At 46.6% G+C, this 25,991-nt stretch carries 20 protein-coding genes; 9 read left to right on the forward strand and 11 right to left on the reverse strand.

Annotation, left to right across the window (positions count from 1 at the left end):
• Positions 1-73 precede the first annotated feature (73 nt).
• From hldE to LY387_RS14150, 5 genes are all read right to left on the reverse strand, one after another.
• Entirely contained in the window at positions 74-1,504 is a 1,431-nt protein-coding gene (gene hldE, locus LY387_RS14130; RefSeq protein WP_234494562.1) for a bifunctional D-glycero-beta-D-manno-heptose-7-phosphate kinase/D-glycero-beta-D-manno-heptose 1-phosphate adenylyltransferase HldE, read from the reverse strand.
• A 154-nt stretch (positions 1,505-1,658) separates the two neighbouring features.
• A complete protein-coding gene (gene glnE / locus LY387_RS14135; protein WP_234494563.1) occupies positions 1,659-4,511 on the reverse strand; it encodes a bifunctional [glutamate--ammonia ligase]-adenylyl-L-tyrosine phosphorylase/[glutamate--ammonia-ligase] adenylyltransferase in 2,853 nt (950 codons plus the stop codon).
• 116 nt (positions 4,512-4,627) lie between these two features.
• Positions 4,628-5,398 (reverse strand): ABC transporter permease, encoded by a 771-nt coding sequence (locus tag LY387_RS14140; protein WP_042476118.1) that lies wholly within the window; start codon positions 5,396-5,398, stop codon positions 4,628-4,630.
• Positions 5,399-5,403: 5 nt separating this feature from the next.
• Positions 5,404-6,324: an ABC transporter ATP-binding protein gene (locus LY387_RS14145; RefSeq protein ID WP_234494565.1), complete on the reverse strand. Its 921-nt coding sequence runs from the start codon at positions 6,322-6,324 to the stop codon at positions 5,404-5,406.
• Positions 6,325-6,511: 187 nt separating this feature from the next.
• Entirely contained in the window at positions 6,512-8,158 is a 1,647-nt protein-coding gene (locus tag LY387_RS14150) for a SulP family inorganic anion transporter (RefSeq protein ID WP_234494566.1), read from the reverse strand.
• Between the two features lie 234 nt (positions 8,159-8,392).
• On the opposite strand from LY387_RS14150, the gene can reads away from it, so the two are divergent.
• Entirely contained in the window at positions 8,393-9,052 is a 660-nt protein-coding gene (gene can, locus LY387_RS14155; protein WP_234494567.1) for a carbonate dehydratase, read from the forward strand.
• A 78-nt stretch (positions 9,053-9,130) separates the two neighbouring features.
• On the opposite strand, the gene hpt is transcribed toward can, so the two are convergent.
• Complete coding sequence (gene hpt / locus LY387_RS14160; RefSeq protein WP_042475879.1) at positions 9,131-9,661, reverse strand: hypoxanthine phosphoribosyltransferase; 531 nt, start codon at positions 9,659-9,661, stop codon at positions 9,131-9,133.
• 524 nt (positions 9,662-10,185) lie between these two features.
• Here hpt and LY387_RS14165 point away from each other — a divergent pair.
• Entirely contained in the window at positions 10,186-10,806 is a 621-nt protein-coding gene (locus LY387_RS14165; protein WP_042475876.1) for a LuxR/HapR/OpaR family quorum-sensing transcriptional regulator, read from the forward strand.
• Positions 10,807-10,882: 76 nt separating this feature from the next.
• Here the strand turns inward: LY387_RS14165 and lpdA are convergent, their stop codons facing one another.
• The 5 genes from lpdA to ampD all read right to left on the reverse strand — a co-directional run bounded on the left by lpdA (position 10,883) and on the right by ampD (position 19,009).
• A complete protein-coding gene (gene lpdA, locus LY387_RS14170; protein ID WP_042475873.1) occupies positions 10,883-12,310 on the reverse strand; it encodes a dihydrolipoyl dehydrogenase in 1,428 nt (475 codons plus the stop codon).
• A 278-nt stretch (positions 12,311-12,588) separates the two neighbouring features.
• On the reverse strand, positions 12,589-14,499 hold the full coding sequence (gene aceF, locus LY387_RS14175) for a pyruvate dehydrogenase complex dihydrolipoyllysine-residue acetyltransferase (protein ID WP_234494568.1): 1,911 nt from the start codon (positions 14,497-14,499) through the stop codon (positions 12,589-12,591).
• A 30-nt stretch (positions 14,500-14,529) separates the two neighbouring features.
• Positions 14,530-17,193 carry a pyruvate dehydrogenase (acetyl-transferring), homodimeric type gene (aceE, locus tag LY387_RS14180; protein ID WP_234494570.1) on the reverse strand — a complete coding sequence of 888 codons (2,664 nt, stop codon included), beginning with the start codon at positions 17,191-17,193 and terminating at the stop codon, positions 14,530-14,532.
• A 56-nt stretch (positions 17,194-17,249) separates the two neighbouring features.
• Entirely contained in the window at positions 17,250-18,017 is a 768-nt protein-coding gene (gene pdhR, locus LY387_RS14185; protein ID WP_042475867.1) for a pyruvate dehydrogenase complex transcriptional repressor PdhR, read from the reverse strand.
• 410 nt (positions 18,018-18,427) lie between these two features.
• Complete coding sequence (gene ampD / locus LY387_RS14190) at positions 18,428-19,009, reverse strand: 1,6-anhydro-N-acetylmuramyl-L-alanine amidase AmpD (protein ID WP_234494571.1); 582 nt, start codon at positions 19,007-19,009, stop codon at positions 18,428-18,430.
• Positions 19,010-19,143: 134 nt separating this feature from the next.
• Between ampD and nadC the strand changes: the two genes are divergently transcribed.
• The 7 genes from nadC to zapD all read left to right on the forward strand — a co-directional run bounded on the left by nadC (position 19,144) and on the right by zapD (position 25,955).
• Complete coding sequence (nadC, locus tag LY387_RS14195; RefSeq protein ID WP_234494573.1) at positions 19,144-20,034, forward strand: carboxylating nicotinate-nucleotide diphosphorylase; 891 nt, start codon at positions 19,144-19,146, stop codon at positions 20,032-20,034.
• Positions 20,035-20,295: 261 nt separating this feature from the next.
• A complete protein-coding gene (locus LY387_RS14200) occupies positions 20,296-20,727 on the forward strand; it encodes a pilin (protein WP_234494575.1) in 432 nt (143 codons plus the stop codon).
• Positions 20,728-20,735: 8 nt separating this feature from the next.
• Positions 20,736-22,421 carry a type IV-A pilus assembly ATPase PilB gene (gene pilB, locus LY387_RS14205; protein WP_419153450.1) on the forward strand — a complete coding sequence of 562 codons (1,686 nt, stop codon included), beginning with the start codon at positions 20,736-20,738 and terminating at the stop codon, positions 22,419-22,421.
• A 12-nt stretch (positions 22,422-22,433) separates the two neighbouring features.
• A complete protein-coding gene (locus tag LY387_RS14210; RefSeq protein WP_234496130.1) occupies positions 22,434-23,660 on the forward strand; it encodes a type II secretion system F family protein in 1,227 nt (408 codons plus the stop codon).
• A gap of 42 nt (positions 23,661-23,702) precedes the next feature.
• Positions 23,703-24,575, forward strand: coding sequence for a prepilin peptidase (locus LY387_RS14215; RefSeq protein ID WP_234494577.1), 873 nt, complete (start codon positions 23,703-23,705; stop codon positions 24,573-24,575).
• Positions 24,575-25,183: a dephospho-CoA kinase gene (gene coaE, locus LY387_RS14220; protein WP_128647939.1), complete on the forward strand. Its 609-nt coding sequence runs from the start codon at positions 24,575-24,577 to the stop codon at positions 25,181-25,183. The genes LY387_RS14215 and coaE overlap by 1 nt, the downstream gene beginning before the upstream one ends.
• 31 nt (positions 25,184-25,214) lie before the next feature.
• Positions 25,215-25,955, forward strand: a complete 741-nt coding sequence (gene zapD, locus LY387_RS14225) for a cell division protein ZapD (protein ID WP_234494579.1) — start codon at positions 25,215-25,217, stop codon at positions 25,953-25,955.
• The last annotated feature ends 36 nt before the right edge of the window (positions 25,956-25,991 follow it).

Below are 25,991 nucleotides of genomic sequence, written 5' to 3' on the forward strand. Positions count from 1 at the left end.
ACGATTGAATTAAAAAGGGACGCTATCGCGTCCCTTTTTGTTATCCGTGTCACTGGTAGTCAGTAAGAGGCGCTTAGCCCTTACCACCTTTAATCGCTTCGATGATTTCCGTCGTTGAACAGCCATCTTCAAAGTTAAGTACTTTGACTTCGCCACCAGCGGCAATCACTTCTTTACCACCCGCAATCTCTTCTGGTTTGTAGTCACCACCTTTAACAAGCAGAGACGGCAGTACTTCTGAGATCAAACGGCGCGGTGTCTCTTCAGAGAAAGGCACCACCCAGTCAACAGCACCAAGACCAGCCAATACCGCCATACGGCGATCTGTTGGGTTAACGGGGCGACCTGGGCCTTTGAGCTCACGGACTGATTCGTCTGTGTTTACAGCAACGATCAAGCGATCACCAAGCTCTGCGGCGTGATTGAGATAAGATACGTGACCTGCGTGTAAGATATCGAAGCAGCCATTAGTCATAACCACCTTCTCACCTTTTGCGCGCGCCTTAGCAACAGCTTCGATAAGCGCTTGCTCAGTGATCACTCCGTAATCTGTATCTTGGCTGCCGTGTACGGCTTCCGCGAGTTCAATCGTTGAAAGCGTTGAGGTACCCAATTTACCAACCACAACACCCGCAGCCGCATTTGCCAGCGCACACGCTTCATCAAGTGGTTTACCCGCAGCAACAGAGGCAGCAAGTACAGAGATTACCGTATCACCAGCACCCGTTACGTCGTACACTTCTTTTGCTTGAGTTGGCAGGTGGAAAGGTTCTTGATCGCGACGCAGTAGCGTCATACCGTGCTCACTGCGAGTCACAAGTAGCGCTTCAAAGTCGAACTTCTCGATAAGTGCATGACCCTTTTCAATCAGCTCTTCTTCATTTTTTACTTTACCAACAACATGTTCAAACTCGGCCATGTTTGGGGTAAGCAGAGTCGCACCACGATAACGCTCAAAGTCTGCACCTTTAGGGTCGATAAACACAGGTACACCAGCGGCTTTTGCCTTCTGGATATAGCTTTGGACATGCTCAAGGGCACCCTTGGCATAATCAGAAAGGATCACTGAGCGCACGTTTGGCAGTGCTTGTTCCATCTTAGCAAGCACTAACTCAGGGTCGGTGTTTTCGAATTTGTCTTCAAAGTCCAAACGGATCAGCTGTTGACCACGACTTAATACACGCAATTTGGTGATCGTCGGATAGTCTGGAAGCGCAACAAAGTCACACTTTACCTTAAGAGACGTCAGAGTCTCTGTCAGTACTTTTGCTGGCTCATCCATACCAACCAAGCCGATAGTATGAGCGTGACCACCCAGTGACGCAATATTCATTGCCACGTTAGCCGCGCCACCAGGGCGTTCTTCGTTGTTTTCTACTTTCACTACAGGTACAGGCGCTTCTGGTGAAATTCGTCCTGTCGGTCCATACCAGTAGCGGTCAAGCATGACATCGCCGACAATCAATACGCCAGAATCACTGTAATTCGGTAGGATGGGTTTCATTTCTTCACTCCAATTGAGTATGAGAAGGCGCCGCTGCCCCTTCTCATTCATTATCTATTTATGGCTTTTTCTGACTAAGCCTTTGATGGGATAGTAGCACAACTCTTGGTTTCACTACTAAAACATGGCGTTTTACTCAAAGACATTGATTCAATTATTTTGAACCTAGCCAGGCATTCCAAGCCTGAATCACAATCGCCTTTTCGGATTCAAACTTATCCTCTGCCACATCGGCATCGAGATTCAGTAAGTTTCGGTGATGGATTTCATCACGCAGCGTGGTATAAGCCTGCGTTAACGCCATTGCTTGCTCTTCTTCCATGACACCTTGCGCCATCATCGACTCAAAAATACGCACGTTGTCTGACCATCGTGTAAGCTTAGGCTTTTCGTGGCTAAATTGTAGAACGAGATATTGAGCCAAAAACTCAATATCTGTGATACCACCAGGGTCTTGCTTAAGCATAAAGCGCCCAGCTTTCTTACCGCCTAGGTGGTCACGCATTTTTATACGCATATCGACGACTTGGCCTATGAGCGTCTCTTTGTCGCGTACTTTACATAGGATGTCATTGCGCGTCCCACTAAAGGCCTGCTCAAGAGCCTGATCGCCATAGATCATGCGCGCTCTTACCAAGGCTTGATGCTCCCAAGTCCAGGCATCGTTATGTTGATATTCATCAAACGCATCGGTTGGACTCACCAAAAGACCCGAAGCGCCCGAAGGGCGAAGTCGAGTATCCACTTCATAGAGAATACCTGACGCCGTTCTCGTTGAGAAAATATGGATAATTCTCTGCGCCAGCCTCAGATAGAACTGACGACCATCAATCTCTTTCTTGCCATCGGTATACACGCTGACAGGACAATCGTGCATAAAGACGATATCAAGATCCGAGTTGTAACCTAGCTCCCAACCCCCGACTTTTCCGTAGCCAATCACAGCAAAGCCTTTGCTGCCGCGATCTTTAAGGTGAGTAGGCTCTCCATACTTCGCCGCCATTTGCTGCCAGGCCTGGTTGATCCCAGCTTCAACGATAGCTTCCGCCAGATAGGTCAAGTGGTCGCTCACCTTCATGACGGGTAGCACGCCTGCAATGTCTGCGGCAGCAATCCGTAAAATACAGGTCTGCTTGAATTGTCTTAGCGCCTCCATCTGCTGCTCCATATCCTCTTCAGGAATACGAGCTAGATAGTCACGTAGCTCCGTCTTATAAGATTCAAGCGGGACTGGATTATAGAGATGGGCCGGATCAAGCAACTCATCAAGCAAGATAGGATAACGCCCAAGTTGCTCGGAGATCATTGGACTCGCCGTACACAAGCGAACTAACTGAGTTAACGCCGCAGGGTGCTCATCAAGTAGCTCTAAGTAGGTGGTGCGAGTGACGATACGGTGCAGAACATGCAGAACTCGTGGCAAGCCAAACTCCGCATCTTTGTTACTGTAAATCGCACTGAAGATCTTTGGCATCAGCCTATTGAGAACCTCACGACCTCGAGGGCCCAGTGTTTTCTTGGCAAGATCGGCTTTAAACTGAAGGATCACATTTTGCTTTTCTTCGGGATTTTCCACCTGAAGATCGTGCTCAAGGATATGCGCAATCACGCCCTCACGCCCAGCCATGTCCCAAAGTTCATGAAAGTGCTTGGCAATAGGATCCGCCTCTTCGTCATCTTCTTCACCGATCAAGTTAGCGAAGACATGGTGAACATTGAGCATGTGCTGCTCAGTCTGCTTGAGCATGGTATCCCACGATTCAAACCCCATTGCAAAGGCAAGTTTCAATTGCTCACTTTGACAATCTGGTAGCGTCTGGGTCTGTTTATCCGCCATTGCCTGCAATAAATTCTCTTGGCGACGTAAGAAACGATACGCCTGTTGCAGATGCTCAACTTCCTTTGCATCAAGCAGCTTGAGGGTGTTTATCGCCTCGAGTGTCTCCAAGAGACCGCGACCACGTAAGCTTGGTTCACGTCCCCCGCGAATGAGCTGGAACACTTGCGCGATAAACTCCACCTCACGAATACCACCAGCACCGAGTTTGATATTGTTGCCCAAGCCACGACGACGTACTTCGCTGCTGATCATCGATTTCATTCGGCGCAGCGACTGAATCGCGCTAAAGTCGATATAGCGGCGGAACACAAACGGGCGCAGCATTTGACGAAGCTCTTGATACTCGGGGTACATTTCTCTCCCCATGACTCGCGCTTTGACCATGGCATAGCGCTCCCAATCGCGCCCTTGCTCTTGGTAATAGTCTTCTAGCGCTGCATAGCTCATCACAAGCGGGCCGCTCTCTCCAAAAGGTCTCAAACGCATATCGACGCGATAACAAAAGCCATCAAAGGTTTGCTGGTCAAGCGCTTTAATGATGCGCTGACCAAGTCGAGTAAAGAACTGCGCGTTGGCAATCGATCGTCTTGCTCCTTGCGTCTCGCCATTTTCTGGGTAAGTAAAGATAAGATCGATATCCGAAGAAAAGTTAAGCTCACCACCGCCAAGCTTACCCATACCAATAATCAGCATTGGTTGAGCCTCGCCCGCACTATTGCAAGGCGTACCCCACTCCTGACAACACGCTTTATATTGCCATTGGTAGGTTTCAAAAATCATCGCCTCTGCCAGCATAGAGAGATGGCTAAGGCTTTCATCTAGGGTCCAGTCATTTAAGAAATCACGCCAAGCGATGTACGCCATCTCGCGATTACGGAATCGGCGCAGCACGCGATGACCATCGGCTTCTACAGCACACGAATCCAACTCGCTGGCAAGGCGATCACGGTAATGCTCTTCGCGACTTGTGTGGGTAAGCATCTCTGGAAAAGATTGAAACAGCGCCTCATCTTTTTGCAATGCGTCTTTCACAAACTGACTCATCGCGACAACTTGCTTGAGTTGAGCTTGCTGTTGCTCAGACCATTGAGAAAAATCAGAGTAAGTTTCTTGTAGTTGTGTGAACGCTTGTTGAGCGCTTTGTTGTAGTTCTGCGGGCAGTTGCATTTGTCGTCCTTGTCTCGACTCATAACAAAAGTGGCGGCCTAGGCCACCACTTATCGTTGACTTGCTGCTAGTCTCTGGTCACTAAGATAATCAACCAAAGCCTCTCGCAATCTCGCTTAGCTTCTTAGGCCAATACCTTTTGTTACCAGATGGTGGGCTACCCCATAAAGTACCACGATAAACACCAAGAGTACGCCAAAAGATGTCACAATCCCCACATCCGACACACCAAGAAAACCGTAACGAAATGCATTGACCATGTAGACGATAGGATTGATCTTGGACACACCTTGCCAAAACTCAGGCAGCAGACTTATCGAATAGAACACCCCACCAAGATAGGTCAAAGGCGTTAGCACGAATGTTGGAATAATCGAGATATCATCGAAGGTCTTCGCAAAAACGGCATTGATAAGCCCACCCAACGAAAAGACCACTGAGGTTAAAAATACTGTCGCAATGATAATGCCCCAGTGCTCTACTTGCAGGTCCACAAAGAACAAGGACACCAAAGTTACGATAGCGCCGACCAACAGACCACGAACCACGCCGCCCATAACGAATCCAGCAATAATAATATAGTTCGGGACAGGTGCGACCAAGAGCTCTTCTATGTTGCGCTGAAACTTAGCACTAAAGAATGACGAAGCCACATTCGAGTAGGAGTTAGTGATGACCGACATCATGATCAGACCCGGCACAATGTACTCCATGTAGCTAAAGCCATTCATCTCGCCGATGCGAGAGCCAATCAAGCTACCAAAGATAATAAAGTATAGGGTCATTGTGATTGCAGGTGGCACCAGTGTTTGAACCCAAATGCGCGTAAAGCGATTAATTTCTTTGGTAAGCAGGCTCTTAAACGCTGTCCAATACAAGCCGTACATATTCATTATTTCGTCTCCGCCTGTTCACGAACAATAGAGACAAACAGCTCTTCAAGTCGGTTCGCTTTGTTTCTCATAGATAGCACCTTGATACCGGCAGCCGATAGCTGAGTGAAGATGTGATTGAGACCTTGCGTCTTTTCAATCTCGATCTCCAACGACCCGTTGACGACCTGCTGTGCATTAACGCCTTCTAACTCAGGCACTGGCGCATCCGTTTCAATATCTAGAATGAAGGTTTCTACGTGTAGCTTGTTCAGCAATGCTTTCATCGAGGTATTCTCGATCAACTCACCGCGCTGAATGATGCCGATGTTTCGACAAAGTAGCTCCGCCTCTTCGAGATAGTGCGTCGTCAAAATAATGGTAATGCCTTGTCGGTTGATCTCTTTAAGAAAATCCCACATTGAGCGGCGCAGTTCGATATCCACACCGGCGGTCGGCTCATCAAGAATAAGCAGCTTGGGCTCATGCATTAACGCACGCGCAATCATCAAACGCCGCTTCATGCCTCCAGAGAGGTTGCGAGCGCGTTCACTACGCTTCTCCCAAAGATCGAGCTGCGACAGGTATTTCTCAGCGCGCTGCTTCGCCACATCTTTGGGAACGCCATAGTAGCCAGCTTGCTGAAGTACGATTTGCTCAACGGTTTCAAACTGATTGAAATTGAACTCTTGTGGCACCAAGCCCAGTTGTTGTTTCGCCAACTCCAGTTCTTTGTCGATATCGTGCCCGAATACGGTCACCTTGCCGGAAGTCTTATTTACTAGTGATGTGATAATGCCAATCGTCGTTGACTTACCTGCCCCATTGGGCCCCAAGAGAGCATAAAAGTCCCCTTGTTCCACCGTTAAACTGACACCTTTGAGTGCTTCAAAGCCACCAGCGTATGTTTTTCTGAGCTGCTCTATTTCTAACGCGACCATACCTGACCATACCTACCGCTAAGATCTGACTCATCGGAAAGTTTGATATTTCCAATGATGTCGAAAAGTTATCTGATGGTACTACACATGATGCTGAAATCACCACTTTTCAAGTCAATTAGAAAAAATGAATATAAAAAAGCGAGTGCTGATAACAACACTCGCTAATGATAACTCTACAAGTAGATTAAGATGTGGCGGCACATGCAGCCTCGAGGGCTTTTTCCCGCTCTATATAGATATTGTCATCAGGCACCAAATCGATAACATGGAACTTGTCCAACTGTTGTTTTATTTTGCTATGTGGACACAACAGATACACGTGACAATGGGCATCTTTTGCATCTTTAATCGCATTCTCTAGAGCCAGACCAACAGTCACATCAATCATAGGTACGTCCGTCAAATCGAGGATCATCGCCTGATAGTCTGAAATACTTGAGTGCTGCCTAGAGATCGCTTTCGATACACTGAAGATCATAGGACCAGACAGGTAGAAAAACAGTACTTTCCCTTGCGCCTGTTCCAATAGTCCGCGTTCCCTGTCGGTTAATGGCACATCATCGTCATCTGCATCACTGATCGCCTTCACTTGCCTTGCTTGCTCGCGACTCAAACGTTCAATGATAATGATATTGGAAATAAAGACGCCAAGCCCTACTGCTACGATAAGGTCAACAAACACAGTCAACAGCATAACGCCATACATAATCGCCATACCCGGGATGCTGACTTTGTGGGCGCGCTGAATAAAGCTCCAGTCAAGAATATTAAAGCCAACGTATACCGCAATACCTGCCAATACCGCCATCGGAATAGGTTCGGTTAATCCACTTGCCACCAGTACTACAAGTGCCAAAACGAGCGCACGCACCACGCCAGACAGCGGAGAGCGAGCACCAACTTGGATATTAGTCACCGTACCCATCGTCGCGCCAGCACCAGGAAGCGCACCAAAGAGACCAGCAACCAAGTTCGCTAAGCCTTGCCCACGCAGCTCTTTGTCTGAGTCGTGCTCTTTACGAGTCAGAGAGTCGCCAATAACCGCCGTTAGCAAGGTATCGATACAACCCAAAGTACCAAGCACCAGCGCATCGATGATCATTTCAGTGAACATTTCTGCGTTGAAGTGAGGTATTACGAGAGAGGGAAGACCAGCAGGGATCTCACCAATGCGTCTTATCGTCCCATCGTCAAAAAACAGCACTGACAACAATGTCACGGCAACCAGTGCCACCAGTTGTGGCGGTACGTGCTGACGATACTTTTTAGGAAGTAGGAACAAAATCGCTAAGGTAAGTGCGCCAAGAAACAGCTCAGCGAAATCCACATTTGATAGCAGCTCTGGGATCGCGGTAAGCGTACCCACTACGCCTCCTGTTGGCGCAGCTTGTCCAAGCAAAGGGGCCAACTGAAGAATGATCAGAATAACCCCTATCCCCGACATAAAGCCAGAGACAACACTATAAGGCATGAGGGTGACGTATTTACCCAACTTCAGTGTGCCGAGCAATATTTGAAACACGCCCGCCATCATGACTACGGTGAACGTCATGGCTAATCCTGTTTCAGGATATTTCGCCATCATACTGGTCAATACCGCAGTCATGATTACGGTCATAGGACCTGTTGGTTCAGAAATCAATGTGGAGGAGCCACCAAACAAAGCAGCAAATAGCCCCACCATGATTGCGCCCCATAGTCCGGCTTCTGCCCCTGCTCCAGAGGCAACACCAAACGCCAGCGCGAGTGGTAAGGAGATGATCGCTGTGGTTACACCGCCAAACACATCTCCTTTTAGGTTAATATCTTCAAATCGACGTCCTAACTTCATTACTATCCCTGAGAAATAACCAAAAAATTGATTTAGGTTAACAAATGTGACGCCGAGTTAATATTTATTAAATGAAGTTTAAAATTCATAACTTATAAACCAATTGTCACTAAATCGTTAACTAATTGATTTTAGACGCATGAACACGTCAGATGAGTACATTTTGACACCTTTTTTGCGAGATTCGATTTGTAACATTGTGTATAGTGTGGCGAATCATTGAAGGGAAGTACCATGCCGGAAATCAAACAACTTTTTGACAACAACTCAAAGTGGTCTCAGGAGATCAAATCTGAACGCCCTGAGTATTTCGCCCAACTTGAAGAGGGCCAAAGCCCTGGCTTTTTGTGGATCGGTTGTTCAGATAGCCGCGTCCCCGCAGAGCGGCTGACTGGGTTGTACTCTGGTGAACTATTCGTTCACCGTAATGTTGCCAACCAAGTTATTCACACCGACCTTAACTGCTTGTCTGTCGTTCAATATGCCGTTGACGTTCTCAAGGTTAAGCACATTATTGTGTGTGGTCACTATGGATGTGGTGGCGTTAATGCCGCGATCGATAACCCGCAACTTGGGCTTATCAATAACTGGCTGCTCCATATACGCGATTTGTACCTAAAACACAGAAACTGGTTAGGCGAGATGCCTCGTGAGATGTGGGGCGATAAGCTCTGTGAGATTAACGTTGCTGAGCAGGTATACAACCTAGGCAACTCCACCATCATGCAGAATGCGTGGGAACGAGGACAAGATGTCGAAGTGCACGGTGTCGTGTATGGCATCGGCGATGGCAAATTGCAAGACTTGGGTGTGCGCTGTTCAAGCCGAGAAAGCCTTGAGGTCAACTATCAAGCGGCCATGGCGAAGATTCTAAGTACTGAAGTGAGCAAGTAACTCAAAAGTACAAACACCATAAAATAGCAAAATGCCCACCTCATTGAGGTGGGCATTTTTTAAATCAGCCTTAAGAGATTACTCTTGAGGAACGACTTTACCAATGTAAGGTAGGTGACGATATTTCTGAGCATAATCGATACCCACACCTACAACGAACTCATCAGGGATTTCAAAGCCAATCCACTTAACATCGACATCCACTTCGCGACGAGATGGCTTATCAAGCAAGGTACAGATCTCAATCGACTTTGGCTCACGTAGAGACAGGATCTCTTTGACCTTGTTTAGCGTGTTACCTGTATCAATAATATCTTCAACAAGCAGAATGTCTTTGCCTTTGATATCGTCATCAAGATCTTTAAGGATACGTACATCGCGAGAGCTTTCCATGGTGTTGCCGTAGCTAGAAGCCGTCATAAAATCCACGCAATGTGTCAAGTCGATAGCGCGAGCTAGGTCTGCCATAAATACAAACGAACCACGAAGCAAACCAACCATCACTAGGTCTTCGCTGCCTTTATAGTGTTCAGTGATCGCTTTACCCAACGCTTGTACGCGCTCATGAACTTCTTGCTCAGAGATCATGACTTCTACTGTATGTTTCATATCTATCTCGATGTTAGTAGGTTGATATAACAAACGTGGCCTCAGCCATGCGTCGCCTCATACAGTATAAAACATCAGAGACCCGCTGCTAAAACAGCACCACCTTGCCAATTAGCGCGCCATAGTATCACTTTCTTACACATGATAAAAATCGAGTACATGGGAATTTTTCAGTCATTAATCCCCTCTTCTACTATTCAACTGTTAACGGCTTCTGTTGAAAGGAGTGGTTAATTTCACTGCAAAATGTGATATGCAGGTAATTTACTCGTAATTATCATAATTATCAGTGTATGACTATTGACCACAAACATATGCACCATTACACTTATCTGGAATTAGAAAAATAAGAGCAGTGGATTTCCATTTTGGAAATAACCTAACTCGCCCTTTAGATTGACACGGTGACGTTAGGTTTATGTTGTTTTCCGCTTTGTGAGATAGCTGACTCTAAATAAAGCAGGGTGAAAAGGTAGATTCAAAAAGGATCACCAGCCCTAACTAACGTTGGCAAGGAAAATAATATGGACTCAATCGTAAAAAGACCTAGGACACGCCTGTCTCCGCAAAAGCGAAAGCTTCAGCTCATGGAGATAGCACTAGAAGTATTTGCAAAGCGCGGTATTGGCCGCGGCGGACACGCAGACATCGCAGAGATAGCGCAGGTATCTGTCGCTACAGTGTTTAACTACTTCCCTACTCGTGAAGACTTGGTGGACGAAGTACTTAATCACGTCGTTTGTCAATATTCCAACTTCCTCTCGAATACCATCGATCTCGATGTCAATATCAAGGACAACCTGACGAATATCCTAGATAGCGTCGTCGATATGGTGATCGAGGATTGTCACTGGAATAAAGTGTGGTTTGAATGGAGCACGTCTACTCGCGATGAGGTATGGCCGCTGTTTGTAAGCTCAAACAAGACTAGCCAAGCTCTAGTAGAAAATATGTTTATCAGAGCTATCGAACGTGGTGAAGTCTGCCCGCATCATAACCCTAAACACCTAACAAGCTTGTTCCACGGTCTTTGCTATTCGCTCTTCGTAGAAGCGATGCGCAATAATGATAGCGATGCGGTGAAATCATTGACGGATTGCTACATGGATATGGTGTGCATATATAACAATGGCGACGCTCACTAAGATTAGTCGATACAAAGTAAATCGAACACAAAAAAACGGCCAGTATCTCTACTGGCCGTTTTTCTTTATTCAGAAATTACTTCTTTTTCTTCGCTTTCGCATTTGGAAGGTCAGTGATTGTGCCTTCAAATACTTCTGCCGCAAGACCAACAGACTCGTGAAGCGTTGGGTGAGCGTGGATAGTCAAAGCGATATCTTCTGCATCACAACCCATCTCGATCGCTAGACCGATTTCACCAAGCAGTTCACCACCGTTAGTACCAACGATAGCACCACCAATAACACGGTGAGACTCTTTGTCGAAGATAAGCTTAGTCATACCGTCAGCACAGTCAGACGCGATTGCACGACCTGATGCTGCCCATGGGAATGTCGCCACTTCGTAGTTGATGCCCTCTGCTTTCGCTTCTTTTTCTGTCTTACCAACCCATGCCACTTCTGGCTCAGTGTAAGCAATTGAAGGAATAACTTTCGGGTCAAAGTAGTGCTTCTTACCAGAGATAACCTCTGCCGCTACGTGACCTTCATGCACACCTTTGTGAGCAAGCATTGGCTGACCAACGATGTCACCGATAGCGTGAATGTGTGGAACGTTAGTGCGCATTTGTTTATCAACATTGATAAAGCCACGCTCATCCACTTCAATACCTGCTTTCTCTGCATCAAGAAGCTTACCGTTTGGTACACGACCGATAGCAACAAGAACGGCATCGTAGCGCTCTGCATCAGCAGGAGCTTTCTTGCCTTCCATTGAAACGTAGATACCGTCTTCTTTCGCTTCAACGGCCGTTACTTTGGTCTCAAGCATCAAGTTGAACTTGTTTTTAATGCGCTTGGTGTAAACCTTAACCATATCTTTATCCGCTGCAGGGATAAGCTGGTCAAACATCTCAACAACGTCAACTTGAGAGCCTAAAGAGTGATAAACCGTTGCCATCTCAAGACCGATGATACCACCACCCATGATAAGCAGTTTTCCTGGTACTTCTTTCAGCTCAAGAGCGTCAGTTGAGTCCCAGATACGTGGATCTTCGTGTGGAATGAATGGCAGTTTGATAGGGCGAGAGCCCGCAGCGATGATAGCGTTGTCAAACGTTACTGTTGTTGACTCGCCTTCACCTTCAACAAGGATAGAGTTAGGACCAGTGAACTTACCGTAACCATTAACGATGTTAACTTTACGCATCTTAGCCATACCGCCAAGACCACCGGTAAGTTGGTTTACAACCTTCTCTTTCCAGATACGGATCTTGTTGATGTCTGTTTGTGGCTCACCGAAAACAACACCATGTTCAGCCATTGCTTTGGCTTCTTCGATAACTTTTGAAACGTGAAGAAGTGCTTTAGATGGGATACAACCCACATTCAGACAGACACCACCTAGGGTGCTATAACGTTCGATAAGTACCGTTTCAAGACCTAGGTCTGCACAACGGAATGCGGCAGAGTAACCAGCAGGACCAGAACCAAGTACAACAACTTGGGCTTTAATTTCTTTGCTCATTTTGACCTCTTGTAGTCATTATCCCTAACAGGCTGAGTGGGTATTGATTTTCTTTTTTATAAACTTCGCTTTGACGCCTAATGACAACGTTTATAGCGTAATGAGTTTAAATATTTATGATTTCAGACCGCTAACATTTTACAGAGATGTTAACGGTGTGAAAAGTAAATCAATTTAGCCTGTGAGCTAGACAACAATTCAATGGGAATTGTTGTATGAATTTGGTTTTTTACCCCTCTAGCTTCCCGGTTGGGGGAAGCTAGAGGGATCAAACTGCCTTAAAGTACCAAGCGACGAATATCGCTCAAGCAGCTGTTTAGATAAGTAATGAAACGTGCACCTTCCGCACCGTCAATCACACGGTGATCGTACGATAGTGAAAGTGGAAGCTGTAGGCGCGGTTCAAATTCTTTACCGTTCCATACTGGCTTCATTTCAGACTTAGACACACCAAGGATACCAACTTCAGGTGCATTTACGATAGGAGTAAATGCAGTACCACCGATGCCGCCTAGGCTTGAGATAGTGAAACAGCCACCTTGCATATCTGCAGCCGTTAGCTTGCCGGCACGTGCTTTCTTCGAGATAACCATTAGCTCTTCAGATAGCTCGTAGATACCCTTCTTGTTTACGTCCTTGAATACAGGAACAACAAGACCGTTTGGCGTATCCACTGCGATACCAACGTTCACGTACTTCTTAAGAATGATGCTCTCGCCATCTTCCGATAGAGAAGAGTTAAATGCAGGGAAGGCTTCAAGTGCTTTCGCAACAGCTTTCATGATGAACACAAGTGGCGTGATCTTCATACCTGAATCTTTCTTCGCTTCGATAGCGTTTTGCTCTTTACGGAACGCTTCTAGAGCTGTGATATCCGCGTTATCCCACTGTGTAACGTGCGGGATCATTACCCAGTTACGATGTAGGTTAGCACCAGAGATCTTCTTGATCTTAGAAAGCTTCTGAACTTCAGTCTCACCAAACTTGCTGAAGTCAACCTTCGGCCAAGGTAGTAGACCAAGAGCAGAGCCGTCACCGCCTTTGCCAGATGCCGCAGCACCAGACTCAAGACGCTTAAGTGCATCTTTAACGTAAGCTTGAACGTCTTCTTTCAGTACGCGGCTCTTACGACCCGTACCTTTTACTTTCGCTAGGTTAACACCAAACTCACGAGCTAGACGACGAACGACTGGAGACGCGTGCGCGTACTCGTGGTTCTCTTGGAAGTCGTTAGCTTGTGGTGCTGCATCCGCTTTCGCTGCTGGAGCCGGAGCCGCCGCAGGTGCTGCTGGAGTCGCTGCTTGTGCAGGTGCTGCAACAGGTGCAGGTGCTGCGCCCTCAACAACAAATGTCATGATTAGCGAGCCAGTCGTGACTTTATCGCCAGCTGCAATCTTGATTTCTTTAACTGTGCCAGCGAATGGTGCTGGTACTTCCATAGAAGCTTTGTCGCCTTCTACAGTGATAAGAGATTGCTCTTCTTCCACTGTATCGCCAACCGCTACCATTACTTCAGTAACTTCAACTTCGTCACCGCCGATATCTGGTACGTTTACTTCTTTTTCAGCTGCGGCCGGCGCTCCGGATGCCGCAGGAGCCGCCGCAGGTGCTGCAGAAGCTTCTGCTACTGGAGCTGCCGCGCCCGAACCTGCAGTTTCGAATACCATGACAAGAGAACCAGTTGTTACTGAATCACCTTCAGCAATCTTGATCTCTTTGACCGTACCTGCAAATGGTGCCGGTACTTCCATAGAAGCTTTGTCGCCTTCTACAGTTAGAAGAGATTGCTCTTCTTCCACTGCATCGCCAACTTTAACCATGATTTCAGTAACTTCTACTTCGTCACCACCGATGTCTGGAACGTGAACTTCTTTCAGTTCTGCTGCCGCTGCTGCTGGAGCTGGAGCCGCTGCTGGAGCCGCTTCAGCCGCAGGAGCAGGTGCAGCAGCTGCTGCACCTTCGGCTTCGAAAATCATGATAAGAGAACCCGTAGTAACAGAATCGCCTTCCGCTACTTTGATTTCTTTAACGATACCTGCTTGAGACGCTGGAACTTCCATAGAAGCCTTGTCGCCTTCAACAGTGATTAGAGACTGCTCTTCTTCCACCTTGTCGCCAACGCTTACAAGAATCTCAGTAACTTCAACCTCATCCGCACCGATGTCAGGTACATTAATTTCGATTGCCATTGCTTATTTACCTTCTAATTAAGCGCTGTATTAAGCGTAAAGTGGGTTAGTTTTTTCAGTGTCGATGTTGAACTTAGCAATTGCTTCAGTCACAACAGACTTCTCAACATCACCGCGCTTCGCTAGTTCAGTTAGCGCTGCAACTACCACGTAGCCTGCGTTAACTTCGAAGTGACGACGTAGGTTCTCACGGCTGTCTGAACGGCCGTAACCATCAGTACCAAGTACTTTGTAAGACTCAGTAGGCATGAATGCGCGGACTTGCTCAGAGTAGTTCTTCATGTAGTCAGTCGCCGCGATTGCTGGCTCAGTACCCATTACTTGTGCAATGTAAGGGACTTTCGCTTCTGCTTCTGGGTGAAGCATGTTGTAGCGCTCTGCGTCTTGACCGTCACGAGTTAGCTCGTTGAACGATGTTACAGAGAATACGTCAGAAGCGATGCCGTACTCTTCGCTTAGAATAGTCGCTGCTTTACGTACTTCGTTCATGATAGTACCAGAGCCCATTAGCTGAACTTTAGACTTGTCACCAGCGTAAGACTCAAGCTTGTAGATACCCTTACGGATGCCTTCTTCAGCACCTTCTGGCATTGCTGGCATTGCGTAGTTTTCGTTCATCACTGTTAGGTAGTAGAACACGTTCTCTTGGTTCTCACCGTACATGCGACGGATACCGTCTTGCATGATTACCGCCACTTCGTAAGCGAACGTTGGGTCGTAAGAGATACAGTTAGGAACCGTGTTCGCCATGATGTGCGAGTGACCATCTTCGTGCTGTAGACCTTCACCGTTTAGCGTTGTACGACCAGCCGTTGCGCCTAGTAGGAAACCGCGAGCTTGTTGGTCACCAGCCATCCATGCCATATCACCTACACGTTGGAAACCAAACATTGAGTAGTAGATGTAGAACGGAATCATTGGCAGGTCGTTAGTGCTGTATGATGTTGCCGCTGCAACCCAAGAAGCCATTGAGCCTAGCTCGTTGATACCTTCTTGTAGAACCTGACCTGACGTTGCTTCTTTGTAGTAAGAAACGATACCTTTATCTTCTGGCGTGTATTCCTGACCGTGCGGGTTGTAGATACCGATCTGACGGAATAGACCTTCCATACCAAACGTACGAGCTTCATCACAGATGATAGGAACAACGTTCTTACCAATGTTCTTGTTCTTAAGCAGGATATTAAGCGTACGAACGTATGCCATCGTCGTTGAGATGTCACGCTTCTGCTCGCTTAGTAGCGGCGCGAACTCTTCTAGCTCTGGCACTTTGAATTCTTGAGTAAACTTAGGTAGACGCTGTGGCGTGTAACCTTTTAGAGCTTTACGACGAGCGTGCAGGTATTCATATTCCGCGCTTCCTTCTTCCAGTTTTAGGTATGGAAGCTCTGCTACTTTCTCATCAGTTAGAATGTCTTGAAGACCTAGACGATCACGTAGGTGTAGAACGTGAGTCATGTCCATCTTCTTAACTTGGTGCGCGATGTTCTTACCTTCAGCCGCTTCACCCATGCCGTAACCTTTAACTGTCTTAGCTAGGATTACTGTTGGACGACCTTTAGTCTCTGCCGCGTTCTTGTATGCTGCGTACAGCTTAGAAGAATCGTGACCACCACGCTTAAGTGCGAAGATTTCGTCATCAGTCATGTCTGCAACAAGTGCTGCTGTTTCTGGGTACTTACCAAAGAAGTGCTCACGTACGTATGCACCATCTTTCGATTTAAATGTTTGGTAGTCACCGTCTACAGTTTCGTTCATTAGCTGTAGAAGTTTACCTGACGTGTCTTTCGCCAGTAGTGCATCCCAGTTGTTACCCCAGATAACCTTAACAACATTCCAGCCAGCGCCTTTGAATAGACCTTCAAGCTCTTGAATGATGCTGCCGTTACCCATTACAGGGCCATCTAGGCGCTGAAGGTTACAGTTGATTAGGAAACATAGGTTATCTAGTTTCTCACGCGCAGCGAAAGAAAGTGAACCACGTGATTCTGGCTCATCCATCTCACCGTCACCTAGGAAGGCATAAACACGCTGAGCTGAAGTGTCTTTTAGGCCGCGACCATTTAGGTACTTAAGGAAACGCGCTTGGTAGATCGCAGAAATAGGACCTAGACCCATAGATACTGTTGGGAACTGCCAGAACTCAGGCATCAGTTTAGGGTGTGGGTATGAAGGAATACCTTTACCGTCTACTTCTTGACGGAAGTTATCTAGCTGCTCTTCAGTCAGACGACCTTCTACGAATGCACGAGAGTAGATACCTGGTGAGATGTGACCTTGATAGTAAACTAGATCGCCACCGTCAGTCTCGTTAGGAGCACGGAAGAAGTGGTTGAAGCACACTTCATAAAATGCTGCTGCAGACTGGTAAGAAGCCATGTGACCGCCAAGGTCTAGGTCTTTCTTAGAAGCACGCAATACGATCATGATTGCGTTCCAGCGAATAATCGAACGAATACGACGCTCAAGCGTTGTATCACCAGGGTAAGCTGGCTCTTGTGCTGCTGGAATAGTATTAATGTAGTTAGTGTTGATGCCTGTTGGCATATCAACGCCATCTAAACGAGCTTTCTCTAGAACGGTTTCTAGTAGAAATTGTGCACGTTCTACACCTTCTTCACGAACAACGGATTCAAGTGCTTGAAGCCAATCTTGAGTTTCCAGTGCATCTACGTCATGCTTCATGTCAGACATGGCGATCTATCCTTCTGTTGGTTGGATCTACTTAATTAAAGTAAGCGTTTCTAGTTTTAAGAATCACTATCTTGTTGAATTCGTCTCAATGAGCGCTCACGACGAGACGCTTCTCGAGTCAAATCTAACAATGTTTCTTCGATGTAAGCTAAATGCGAATGCGACATCTCACGCGCCTTTTCTGGCTGACCAGCGACGATCGCTTCAACGATATTAGCTCGGTGTTTACTGACTTTCTCCACCACCTCGGATCGGCGGTGTAATAGCTCTAAATTCTGTAGAACATTTTGCTCAAGTAACGGTGCTAGGCTTCGAACAATGTGCAGCAACACAACGTTATGTGCAGCTTCTGTTAGTGCCACAAGAAATGCCATGACCGCAGAAGCTTCAGCCTCAACGTCGCCGGACTCTTGTGCTGTGCGAATATTGCCTAAACACGCTTCAATCTGAGCAAAATCTTCATCGGTGCCACGCAATGCAGCGAAGTAAGCAGAGATACCTTCCATAGCATGACGAGCCTCAAGCAAATCTAGCTGAGTCTCGTTGTGAGAAGATAGGAGGTCTAACAAGGGATCAGAGAAACTTTTCCAGATGTTCTCGCTAACGAACGTGCCACCGCCTTGACGACGGGTTAGAAGCTTCTTCGCTTCAAGTCGCTGAATTGCCTCTCGAATAGAAGGTCGAGAAACATCAAATTGCTTTGCCAGCTCACGTTCAGGTGGAAGCTGCTGCCCTGCTGAAAGCGTTCCTTCAACAATCAAGCGTTCCAATTCTTGCTCGATAACATCCGAAAGTTTCGGCTGACGGATCCTTTGATAAGCCATAACTATTATTCTTTTATTCTTCTACTTTCTAGAGCTGTTAATTGGTATTACCAATTTATAAGTTGGGGTAAAAATTAACACATTTAAAACACCAATGTCTAGTGAAAAATTGATTCACATCATAGAACCGGCCTTGCGTTAACCGTTATGAAACATTTATAGATTAAAACATCAACACCCTTGGTCAGACCAATTACATACGAGAAACTTATCGGGTAAATGACGTGCTATGAAAAGCCTTAAAAATCAATAAGAAAGGAGTTTATTTGTCAGACAAGGGAAATTGACCAATATCAAGTAAAGAAGGAATAACCAGTGCTCTGGTTATTTATAATTTGAATAACAAAATAAATCGTGATGCTGAAAAAGCACCACGAATTCTGCTCAAATGGGCAGGAGTGAATCTTTTATTACAATGTATTTTTGAAACGCGACCAGTCAAAAACTAGACCTGGATCGCTCTTTCTTAGCGGTGCTATGTATTGATGACCAGTGATGCGCTCACGAGTGATCTGCGGATACCGAGCCATTAGCGATTGTGTAAGACGTTGTAAACTCACATATTGAGCATCGGTGTAAGAGACATAATCGGTTCCTTCTAGTTCTATCCCAATTGAATAATCGTTACACCTCGCACGCCCCGCAAAACTCGAAACGCCAGCATGCCAAGCACGGGCACTGAAAGGAACAAACTGCACTACCTCCCCATCACGGCGTATCAAACAGTGTGCGGAGACTTTCATCTTTTCAATCACCTTAAAAAAGGGGTGACTCGACGCATCGAGCTGTCCGAGAAAGAAATCTTCTATATAGGGGCCACCAAATTGTGCCGGTGGCAGGCTGATATTATGCACCACCAGCAGCGACACATCCTCTTCGTCTGGCCTCGCATCAAAGTGGGGGGATACCACGCGTCGCGCAGCTTGATACCAACCTTGTTCGTCTATCTCATAAAAACCCTGAAAGCTATAAGGTCTATCTTGGTTTTGCATATATTTTGAGCCTATCTACATCGCTATCGCTTTGATTTTATCCGACAGCCAATAAAATGCGAGATTTGATGCTGAAATTCCGCACAAGCAGGAGTATCATGCCCACTTTGTTCCCCCACTAGACACGTTAAGCGATGAAAAACACACACAACAGCCAAGAACGTCTTGAATATCTAAAGCAGCAACTCCCTTCAGAAATTACTCGTGCCGTGGCAGACACGCTACGTGAAGACTTAGGTGGGACACTGGATGTGAGCGCAGACATCACGGCGAGCCTTATCCCGGCTGAGACTCAAAACGTCGCGACGATCATCACTCGTGAGCATGGTGTGTTCTGTGGTCAAATGTGGGCAGACGAAGTATTCAAACAGCTTGGTGGCGAAGTCCGCATTGAATGGCACGTTCAAGACGGTGACAAAGTAGAGCCAAACCAAGTGCTGTGCACCCTAACAGGCCCTGCACGCATTTTGCTCACTGGTGAGCGTAACGCGATGAACTTCATCCAAACGCTATCTGGCTGCGCGACTGTTACCGCTGAGTACGCAGAGAAAATCGCGCACACGCAGTGTCGTCTACTAGACACACGCAAAACGATTCCTGGCCTTCGCAGTGCACTAAAATACGCAGTCGCCTGTGGCGGTGGTTACAACCATCGTATTGGTGTCTTCGACGCTTACCTTATTAAAGAGAACCACATCATCGCTTGCGGTGGCATCACTAAAGCCATCGAGACGGCGAAACAGCTAAACCCAGGAAAACCTGTCGAAGTCGAAACTGAATCTCTTGAAGAGCTACAACAAGCCATAGATGCTGGCGCGGATATCATCATGCTCGATAACTTTACGACGGATATGATGCGTCAAGCGGTAGAGCTGAATGCAGGACGCGCTGCGCTTGAGAACTCGGGCAATGTAACCATGGAAACCATCGCTGAGTTTGCGGAAACAGGCGTTGATTACATCTCGGTTGGCGCTCTGACCAAACATCTTAAAGCGATGGACTTATCGATGAGATTCAAAGACTAACCCCGTCATTCTTATCGTTGCAGTAAAAAGCGAAGCCATGAGCTTCGCTTTTTTGTATCCGCCCCTCTACTCCACGATTTTCCCTCTCATTCAGCCGCGCTAGTCCCCAACCTTCAGAGTCAGTCGCACCCAAAATGCAACGACATGCAATGGGCCTTCATTTTTTAGAACCTGTTCTAGGGCGTTAACCCATTAACTTTATTGGGTTAAATCTCAAGAGTATGTTCGCTATGTGCAACTAATTTAATTGAGGGAATACAAATGAACAGAGCAAACAAGCAACAAGGTTTTACCTTGATTGAGTTAATGATTGTCGTCGCGGTGATTGGGGTATTGGCTGCAGTGGCACTACCTACATACCAAAACTATATTGCAAAAAGTGAAACATCGTCTGCCCTTGCAACTTTGTCTGCATTAAGAACGCCTATTGAAACGGAAACCTTATCAAATGGTCAGTTTCCGAATCCAGCAAGTGCCGCAAGCTATGGCATTCCACAATCCTATGCTCTAGGTACTATTACCTTGACGGGAAACAGCGGAGCTGCTGGCACAATTCGCGTAAGTTTTGAGACGGGAAAATCAAGCCCTAAGGTCGCTGGAAATACCCTAGACCTTGTGAGAACTGTCGAAGGAAGCTGGAGCTGCCAAGCAGCAAATATTGATAGTGAACTGCTTCCAAAAGGCTGTAACTAGCTTTGAGCATAAGTAGGCTGCCTAGCGTTCTTGCTGAGGCTCAAATTATTTCAGAGAGTCAAAAAGATCGTCTAATAGAATGCACGCAATCAAGTATGGAGTCTGTTCCATCAATCATTGTGGAATTGGGCTGGCTGACAGCCCAAGACTTAACTTCGGCTTTAGAGAAACTATTTGCTCTGCCCGCTAAACAACTGCATGACTACGACTACATAGAGCTGTGTCGAACAGCAGGATTACGCGAGCTAATTGTAAAAAACCACGCAATTCCGCTCAAGCAAAGTAGCCACACCCTCTCTATCGCAATATCCGACCCGAGCATTGTCGAGTTAGAAAACGATTTTCGTTTTGCGACCGGACTACAGATAGAGCTCGTCATCTGTGATTGCCTTGATATCACATCGGCCATTAAGCGTCTTTATGGCGAAAACCATAAGGGCATCAACCCTAGCTTTAGAGAGCTCACTTCTGAAGCACTAACCAACCTAGTCCCAATCAGCGATTCGGAGCTCGAGAACGTCGAAGACCTCTCCCAAGATGACTCTCCTGTAAGTCGCTTTATTCATCAGGTATTGACGGATGCCGTGCGCAAGAAAGCCTCGGATATTCATTTCGAACCTTATGAGCACTCTTATCGAATACGGCTTCGCTGTGATGGCATCTTGATAGAGACTCACCAGCCTGCGACGCAGCTTAGTCGTCGATTGGCAGCTCGGATTAAGATCTTGGCTAAACTTGATATCGCCGAAAGGCGCTTACCACAAGACGGTCGACTGAAACTGAAACTCTCTGAAGCAGCCTCTATCGACATGCGCGTTTCAACCCTACCCACAATGTGGGGTGAGAAAATCGTGTTAAGACTTTTGGACGCCGATGCCACCCAGCTCAACATTGATCAGCTAGGTTATACCGAGCAACAAAAATCGCTTTACCTCACCGCACTAAAAAAGCCCCAAGGTATGATCCTAATGACAGGTCCCACTGGCAGTGGAAAAACCGTTTCGCTATACACTGGACTTAGCATTCTCAATACCGCAGAGCGCAATATTTCTACTGCTGAAGATCCAGTTGAGATTCATCTTGAGGGCATCAATCAAGTTCAGATCAATCCAAAGATCGGCTTTGATTTCTCTACCGCCCTTCGATCTTTTTTAAGACAAGATCCCGATATTGTCATGCTCGGCGAAATCCGAGATATCGAAACCGCCGAAATTGCGGTCAAAGCCGCTCAAACGGGCCATCTAGTGTTATCTACACTGCACACCAACTCGGCCGCAGAGACCGTCATTAGGCTCAAAAACATGGGTGTCGACGCTATCAACTTGTCGTCCTCTCTATCGTTGATCATTGCTCAGCGCTTAGCACGAAAGCTGTGTGAGTGTTGTAAGATACCAGACCCAATGTCCCCTAAACTTCGTCACTCCCTCAACATTCCCAATGAGTCGATAGTCTACCTCGCCAACGAGCAAGGCTGTAACCATTGTAATCATGGTTTTCTCGGTAGGACTGGTATCTATGAGGTAATGGCGTTTACCCATGAACTCGCCAGCGCGATAGTTGCTAGCGCAAGCCTAAATGAAATAGAAGCTATTGCTAAGGCTCAGGGAATGAAGACGCTAAAGCAATCTGGTGTGGAAAAGCTAATCGCTGGTATTACTAGCTACAGCGAGTTGCAACGCGTGCTCTACTTTTAGTATCGGGAGAATATAGTGGGTAAGACTGAGCCAACACTAAGCGCATTCCACTGGAAGGGAGTGAACAGCCAAGGTAAAAAAGTCTCTGGACAAACGCTCGCCATCACCGAGATGGAAGCTAGAGCGTCGCTAAAGCAGCAGCATATCCAAGTCCGCAAGATAAAACGCCGTAGCCTCTCTACTTGGACAAGACTGACTCAACGCATCAATAGTAAGGACATTACGGTACTCACTCGACAACTGGCAACCATGCTCAGCACTGGAATACCGATTGTTCACGCCATTAAGCTCATAGCAGACAATCAATCTAAAGCCGAAATGAAGTCTGTACTATCGCAGATCAGTAAAGGGCTTGAGGCTGGCACACCGATATCACGAGTCATGCAATTCGCTAGCCGCCATTTTGACAGTTTTTACGTTGATATGGTCGCTACGGGAGAAAACTCAGGGAATCTAGCTGGGGTATTTCAACGCTTGGCCGATTATCGAGAAAAACAAGAAATGCTACGCTCAAAAGTAGTAAAAGCCCTTATCTATCCTGTGATGATTCTTTTGGTCTCACTCGGAGTTACCTATCTCATGCTAACCACGGTAGTACCTGAGTTTGAATCCATGTTTCGCGGCTTTAATGCTTCACTGCCATGGTTTACGGTTCAAGTCCTTAACCTATCAAGATGGTTTCAGGAAAATGGATTCTTAGTAGTTAACCTAGTCATTATTAGCACCTTAGGGCTAAAAGTCGCGAGGCAACGAAGTTTCGCCATTCGTCTATCAACCAGCCGTTTAGCCCTTACTGTTCCTATTATCGGACAGGTGATCACCAAGGCTTCCATTGCTAAGTTTAGCCGCACACTCTCTACTAGCTTTAGTGCGGGTATCCCAATCTTATCGAGCATCCAAACCAGTGCAAAGACGGCGGATAACCTTTTCTACCAGCAGGTCATCACATCGATCCACACTGATATTGTTGCGGGTGTTCCTATCCACTTAGCGATGCGGCAAGCCAATGCTTTCCCAGAAATGGTGTTGCAGATGGTGATGATAGGTGAGGAGTCTGGCACATTGGATGATATGTTGAATCGCGTTGCATCCATCTACGAAGCAGAAGTCGACAACACGGTGGATAACCTCGGTAAGATTCTCGAGCCTTTTATCATTGTCTTTTTGGGAACCCTAGTCGGTGGACTTGTGGTCGCAATGTACCTTCCCATCTTTAACTTAATGACAGTAATAGGCTAACATAGACATTAACTTATTGATTTATTGCCAGTGTAACCCTAAATGGACGTGTTGATTTATTATCCTTGGTTGTTCGTTGTCTTCGCCACCATTTTTGGTTTGATTATGGGCAGCTTTCTCAACGTCGTGATTCATCGCTTGCCTATTATGATGGAACGCGGTTGGCGAGAGGAATGTGCCGAGGCTTTTCCAGAGTACAAAATCACGCCCCCAGAGGGACAGTACAATCTCAGCGTGCCACGCAGTGCTTGCCCTAAGTGTAAGACGCCAATTCGCATCCTAGATAACATCCCCGTGTTGAGCTGGCTGATCCTAAAAGGTCGCTGTCGCCACTGCGATAACAAAATAAGCTGTCGGTATCCGTTAGTTGAACTGCTCACCGCCGCGATGTGTGGAATCGTCGCATGGTACTTGGGATTTAGCTGGTACAGTATTGCGCTTATTGGTATGACCTTGGTACTCATCAGTGCGACATTTATCGACCTTGATACTATGTTGCTCCCAGATCAACTCACTGTGCCACTGCTTTGGGTTGGGGTTGCATTAGCCTTGTTGGGTATCTCTCCTGTCTCACTTCAGGATTCTGTTATTGGCGCCATCGCGGGTTATCTATGCCTTTGGTCTGTGTACTGGCTGTTCAAGCTAGCAACAGGTAAAGAAGGGATGGGTTATGGTGACTTTAAACTGCTCGCAGCTCTCGGCGCATGGTTAGGCTGGCAATCTCTTCCTATGATTATTCTACTTTCTTCTGTTGTAGGCGTTGTGTTTGGTCTCATTCAGCTTAGAATGCAGAGCAAAGGCATCGATACGGCGTTCCCATTTGGCCCTTACCTTGCCATTGCTGGCTGGGTCAGCGCGCTGTGGGGCAGCCAGATTACGTATGCCTATCTTGCGATAACGACAGGAGTGTATTAATGGGGTTTGTTGTTGGTTTAACCGGTGGAATCGCAAGCGGCAAGACCACGGTAGCAAATTTGTTTCGTGATGAGTTTGGAATTGAACTTGTCGATGCCGATGTGGTCGCAAGAGATGTGGTTGATATCGGTTCTGAGGGATTAGCAGCACTAGAGACACACTTTGGCGCAGATATTTTGCAACCAGATGGCTCGCTCAACCGAGCTGAATTACGGGCACGTATCTTTGCGAATGATGAAGAGAAAACTTGGGTGAACAACCTACTTCATCCAATGATTCGAGAGCAAATGCTAACAAGGCTTCAAGCCTCGACAAGTCCGTACACATTACTTGTTGTGCCACTGCTGATTGAGAACAACCTTCAAGGTATGGCGGACAGAGTGTTGGTCGTCGATGTTAATGCCCAGACACAAATTAACCGAACAATGACACGTGACGGGGTGCCTGAGGAACAGGTGCGTTCTATACTCAAAGCACAAGTCGATAGAGACACACGGCTAATGCATGCTGATGATGTGATTGATAATAATACTGACAACGCTCAACTTTTGCCCCAAGTCACACAATTGCACCAAAAGTACCTAGCATTATGCGGTAAAAATCGGTGAAAATAGCATGGAAGCGTTTAAAGGCTAGCAGATGATCACAAATAGATTCGAACACCCTCTTAATGAAAAAACAAGAATTTACCTAAGAGTTGAATCTCTACTGAGACAGCTACAACATTCCTCGTCTTTTTCAGATAGCAACCAGCACCAAATCTTCTTCAAATCCATATTTGATTTATTGGAGATCTTCGAACAGATCCAGCTAAAAAGTGAGTTGGCGAAAGATCTTGAGAAGCAGAGACAAACCTACCGTGCTTGGCTGAATGTCGATGATGTTGATCAAGAGATGCTGGGCTCTATTCTTCGTGACCTCGATGGTGTCCATCGCGAGTTGATGGCAGCTGAACGATTTGGACAATCTTTCAAAGAGGACCGATTCTTAAGCACCATTCGCCAACGATTTGGGTTGCCTGGTGGTTCATGCTGCTTTGATCTTCCGACTTTGCACTACTGGTTGCACCTACCGCTCGATAAGCGAATGCACGATGCGGAAAAATGGCTAAGTTCACTCAAGCCATTAATGGATGCCCTACACATGTGGCTCAAACTAACGCGCGAAACAGGTCGCTTTAAACCACAGATTGCACGCGCTGGATTTTTCCAAAGTGATGCCGAAGAAGCCAATATATTGCGACTCAATATTCCCATGCACTATGGCGTGTATCCAATGGTATCTGGGCATAAAAACCGTTTTTCAGTGAAGTTTATTGCCTTTGAGTCGGGGCAAGCCTACCCTAACGATATCGAATTTGAATTAGCGGTTTGTAGCTAGTTCAGCTTTACCTAATAGCCGCACTCAGGAACCATT

Source organism: Vibrio maritimus (genome assembly GCF_021441885.1).
GTDB lineage: Bacteria > Pseudomonadota > Gammaproteobacteria > Enterobacterales > Vibrionaceae > Vibrio > Vibrio maritimus_B.

Excerpts from the sequence above, each read along its gene's own strand:
- LY387_RS14200 (WP_234494575.1), top strand. The coding sequence starts at position 20,296 with ATGAACAGAGCAAACAAGCAACAAGGTTTTACCTTGATTGAGTTAATG.
- aceE (WP_234494570.1), bottom strand. The coding sequence starts at position 17,193 with ATGTCTGACATGAAGCATGACGTAGATGCACTGGAAACTCAAGATTGG.
- pdhR (WP_042475867.1), bottom strand. The coding sequence starts at position 18,017 with ATGGCTTATCAAAGGATCCGTCAGCCGAAACTTTCGGATGTTATCGAG.
- LY387_RS14150 (WP_234494566.1), bottom strand. The coding sequence starts at position 8,158 with ATGAAGTTAGGACGTCGATTTGAAGATATTAACCTAAAAGGAGATGTG.
- zapD (WP_234494579.1), top strand. The coding sequence starts at position 25,215 with ATGATCACAAATAGATTCGAACACCCTCTTAATGAAAAAACAAGAATT.
- lpdA (WP_042475873.1), bottom strand. The coding sequence starts at position 12,310 with ATGAGCAAAGAAATTAAAGCCCAAGTTGTTGTACTTGGTTCTGGTCCT.
- LY387_RS14215 (WP_234494577.1), top strand. The coding sequence starts at position 23,703 with ATGGACGTGTTGATTTATTATCCTTGGTTGTTCGTTGTCTTCGCCACC.
- nadC (WP_234494573.1), top strand. The coding sequence starts at position 19,144 with ATGAAAAACACACACAACAGCCAAGAACGTCTTGAATATCTAAAGCAG.
- can (WP_234494567.1), top strand. The coding sequence starts at position 8,393 with ATGCCGGAAATCAAACAACTTTTTGACAACAACTCAAAGTGGTCTCAG.
- hldE (WP_234494562.1), bottom strand. The coding sequence starts at position 1,504 with ATGAAACCCATCCTACCGAATTACAGTGATTCTGGCGTATTGATTGTC.
- coaE (WP_128647939.1), top strand. The coding sequence starts at position 24,575 with ATGGGGTTTGTTGTTGGTTTAACCGGTGGAATCGCAAGCGGCAAGACC.
- LY387_RS14140 (WP_042476118.1), bottom strand. The coding sequence starts at position 5,398 with ATGTACGGCTTGTATTGGACAGCGTTTAAGAGCCTGCTTACCAAAGAA.
- hpt (WP_042475879.1), bottom strand. The coding sequence starts at position 9,661 with ATGAAACATACAGTAGAAGTCATGATCTCTGAGCAAGAAGTTCATGAG.
- ampD (WP_234494571.1), bottom strand. The coding sequence starts at position 19,009 with ATGCAAAACCAAGATAGACCTTATAGCTTTCAGGGTTTTTATGAGATA.
- aceF (WP_234494568.1), bottom strand. The coding sequence starts at position 14,499 with ATGGCAATCGAAATTAATGTACCTGACATCGGTGCGGATGAGGTTGAA.
- LY387_RS14165 (WP_042475876.1), top strand. The coding sequence starts at position 10,186 with ATGGACTCAATCGTAAAAAGACCTAGGACACGCCTGTCTCCGCAAAAG.
- LY387_RS14145 (WP_234494565.1), bottom strand. The coding sequence starts at position 6,324 with ATGGTCGCGTTAGAAATAGAGCAGCTCAGAAAAACATACGCTGGTGGC.
- glnE (WP_234494563.1), bottom strand. The coding sequence starts at position 4,511 with ATGCAACTGCCCGCAGAACTACAACAAAGCGCTCAACAAGCGTTCACA.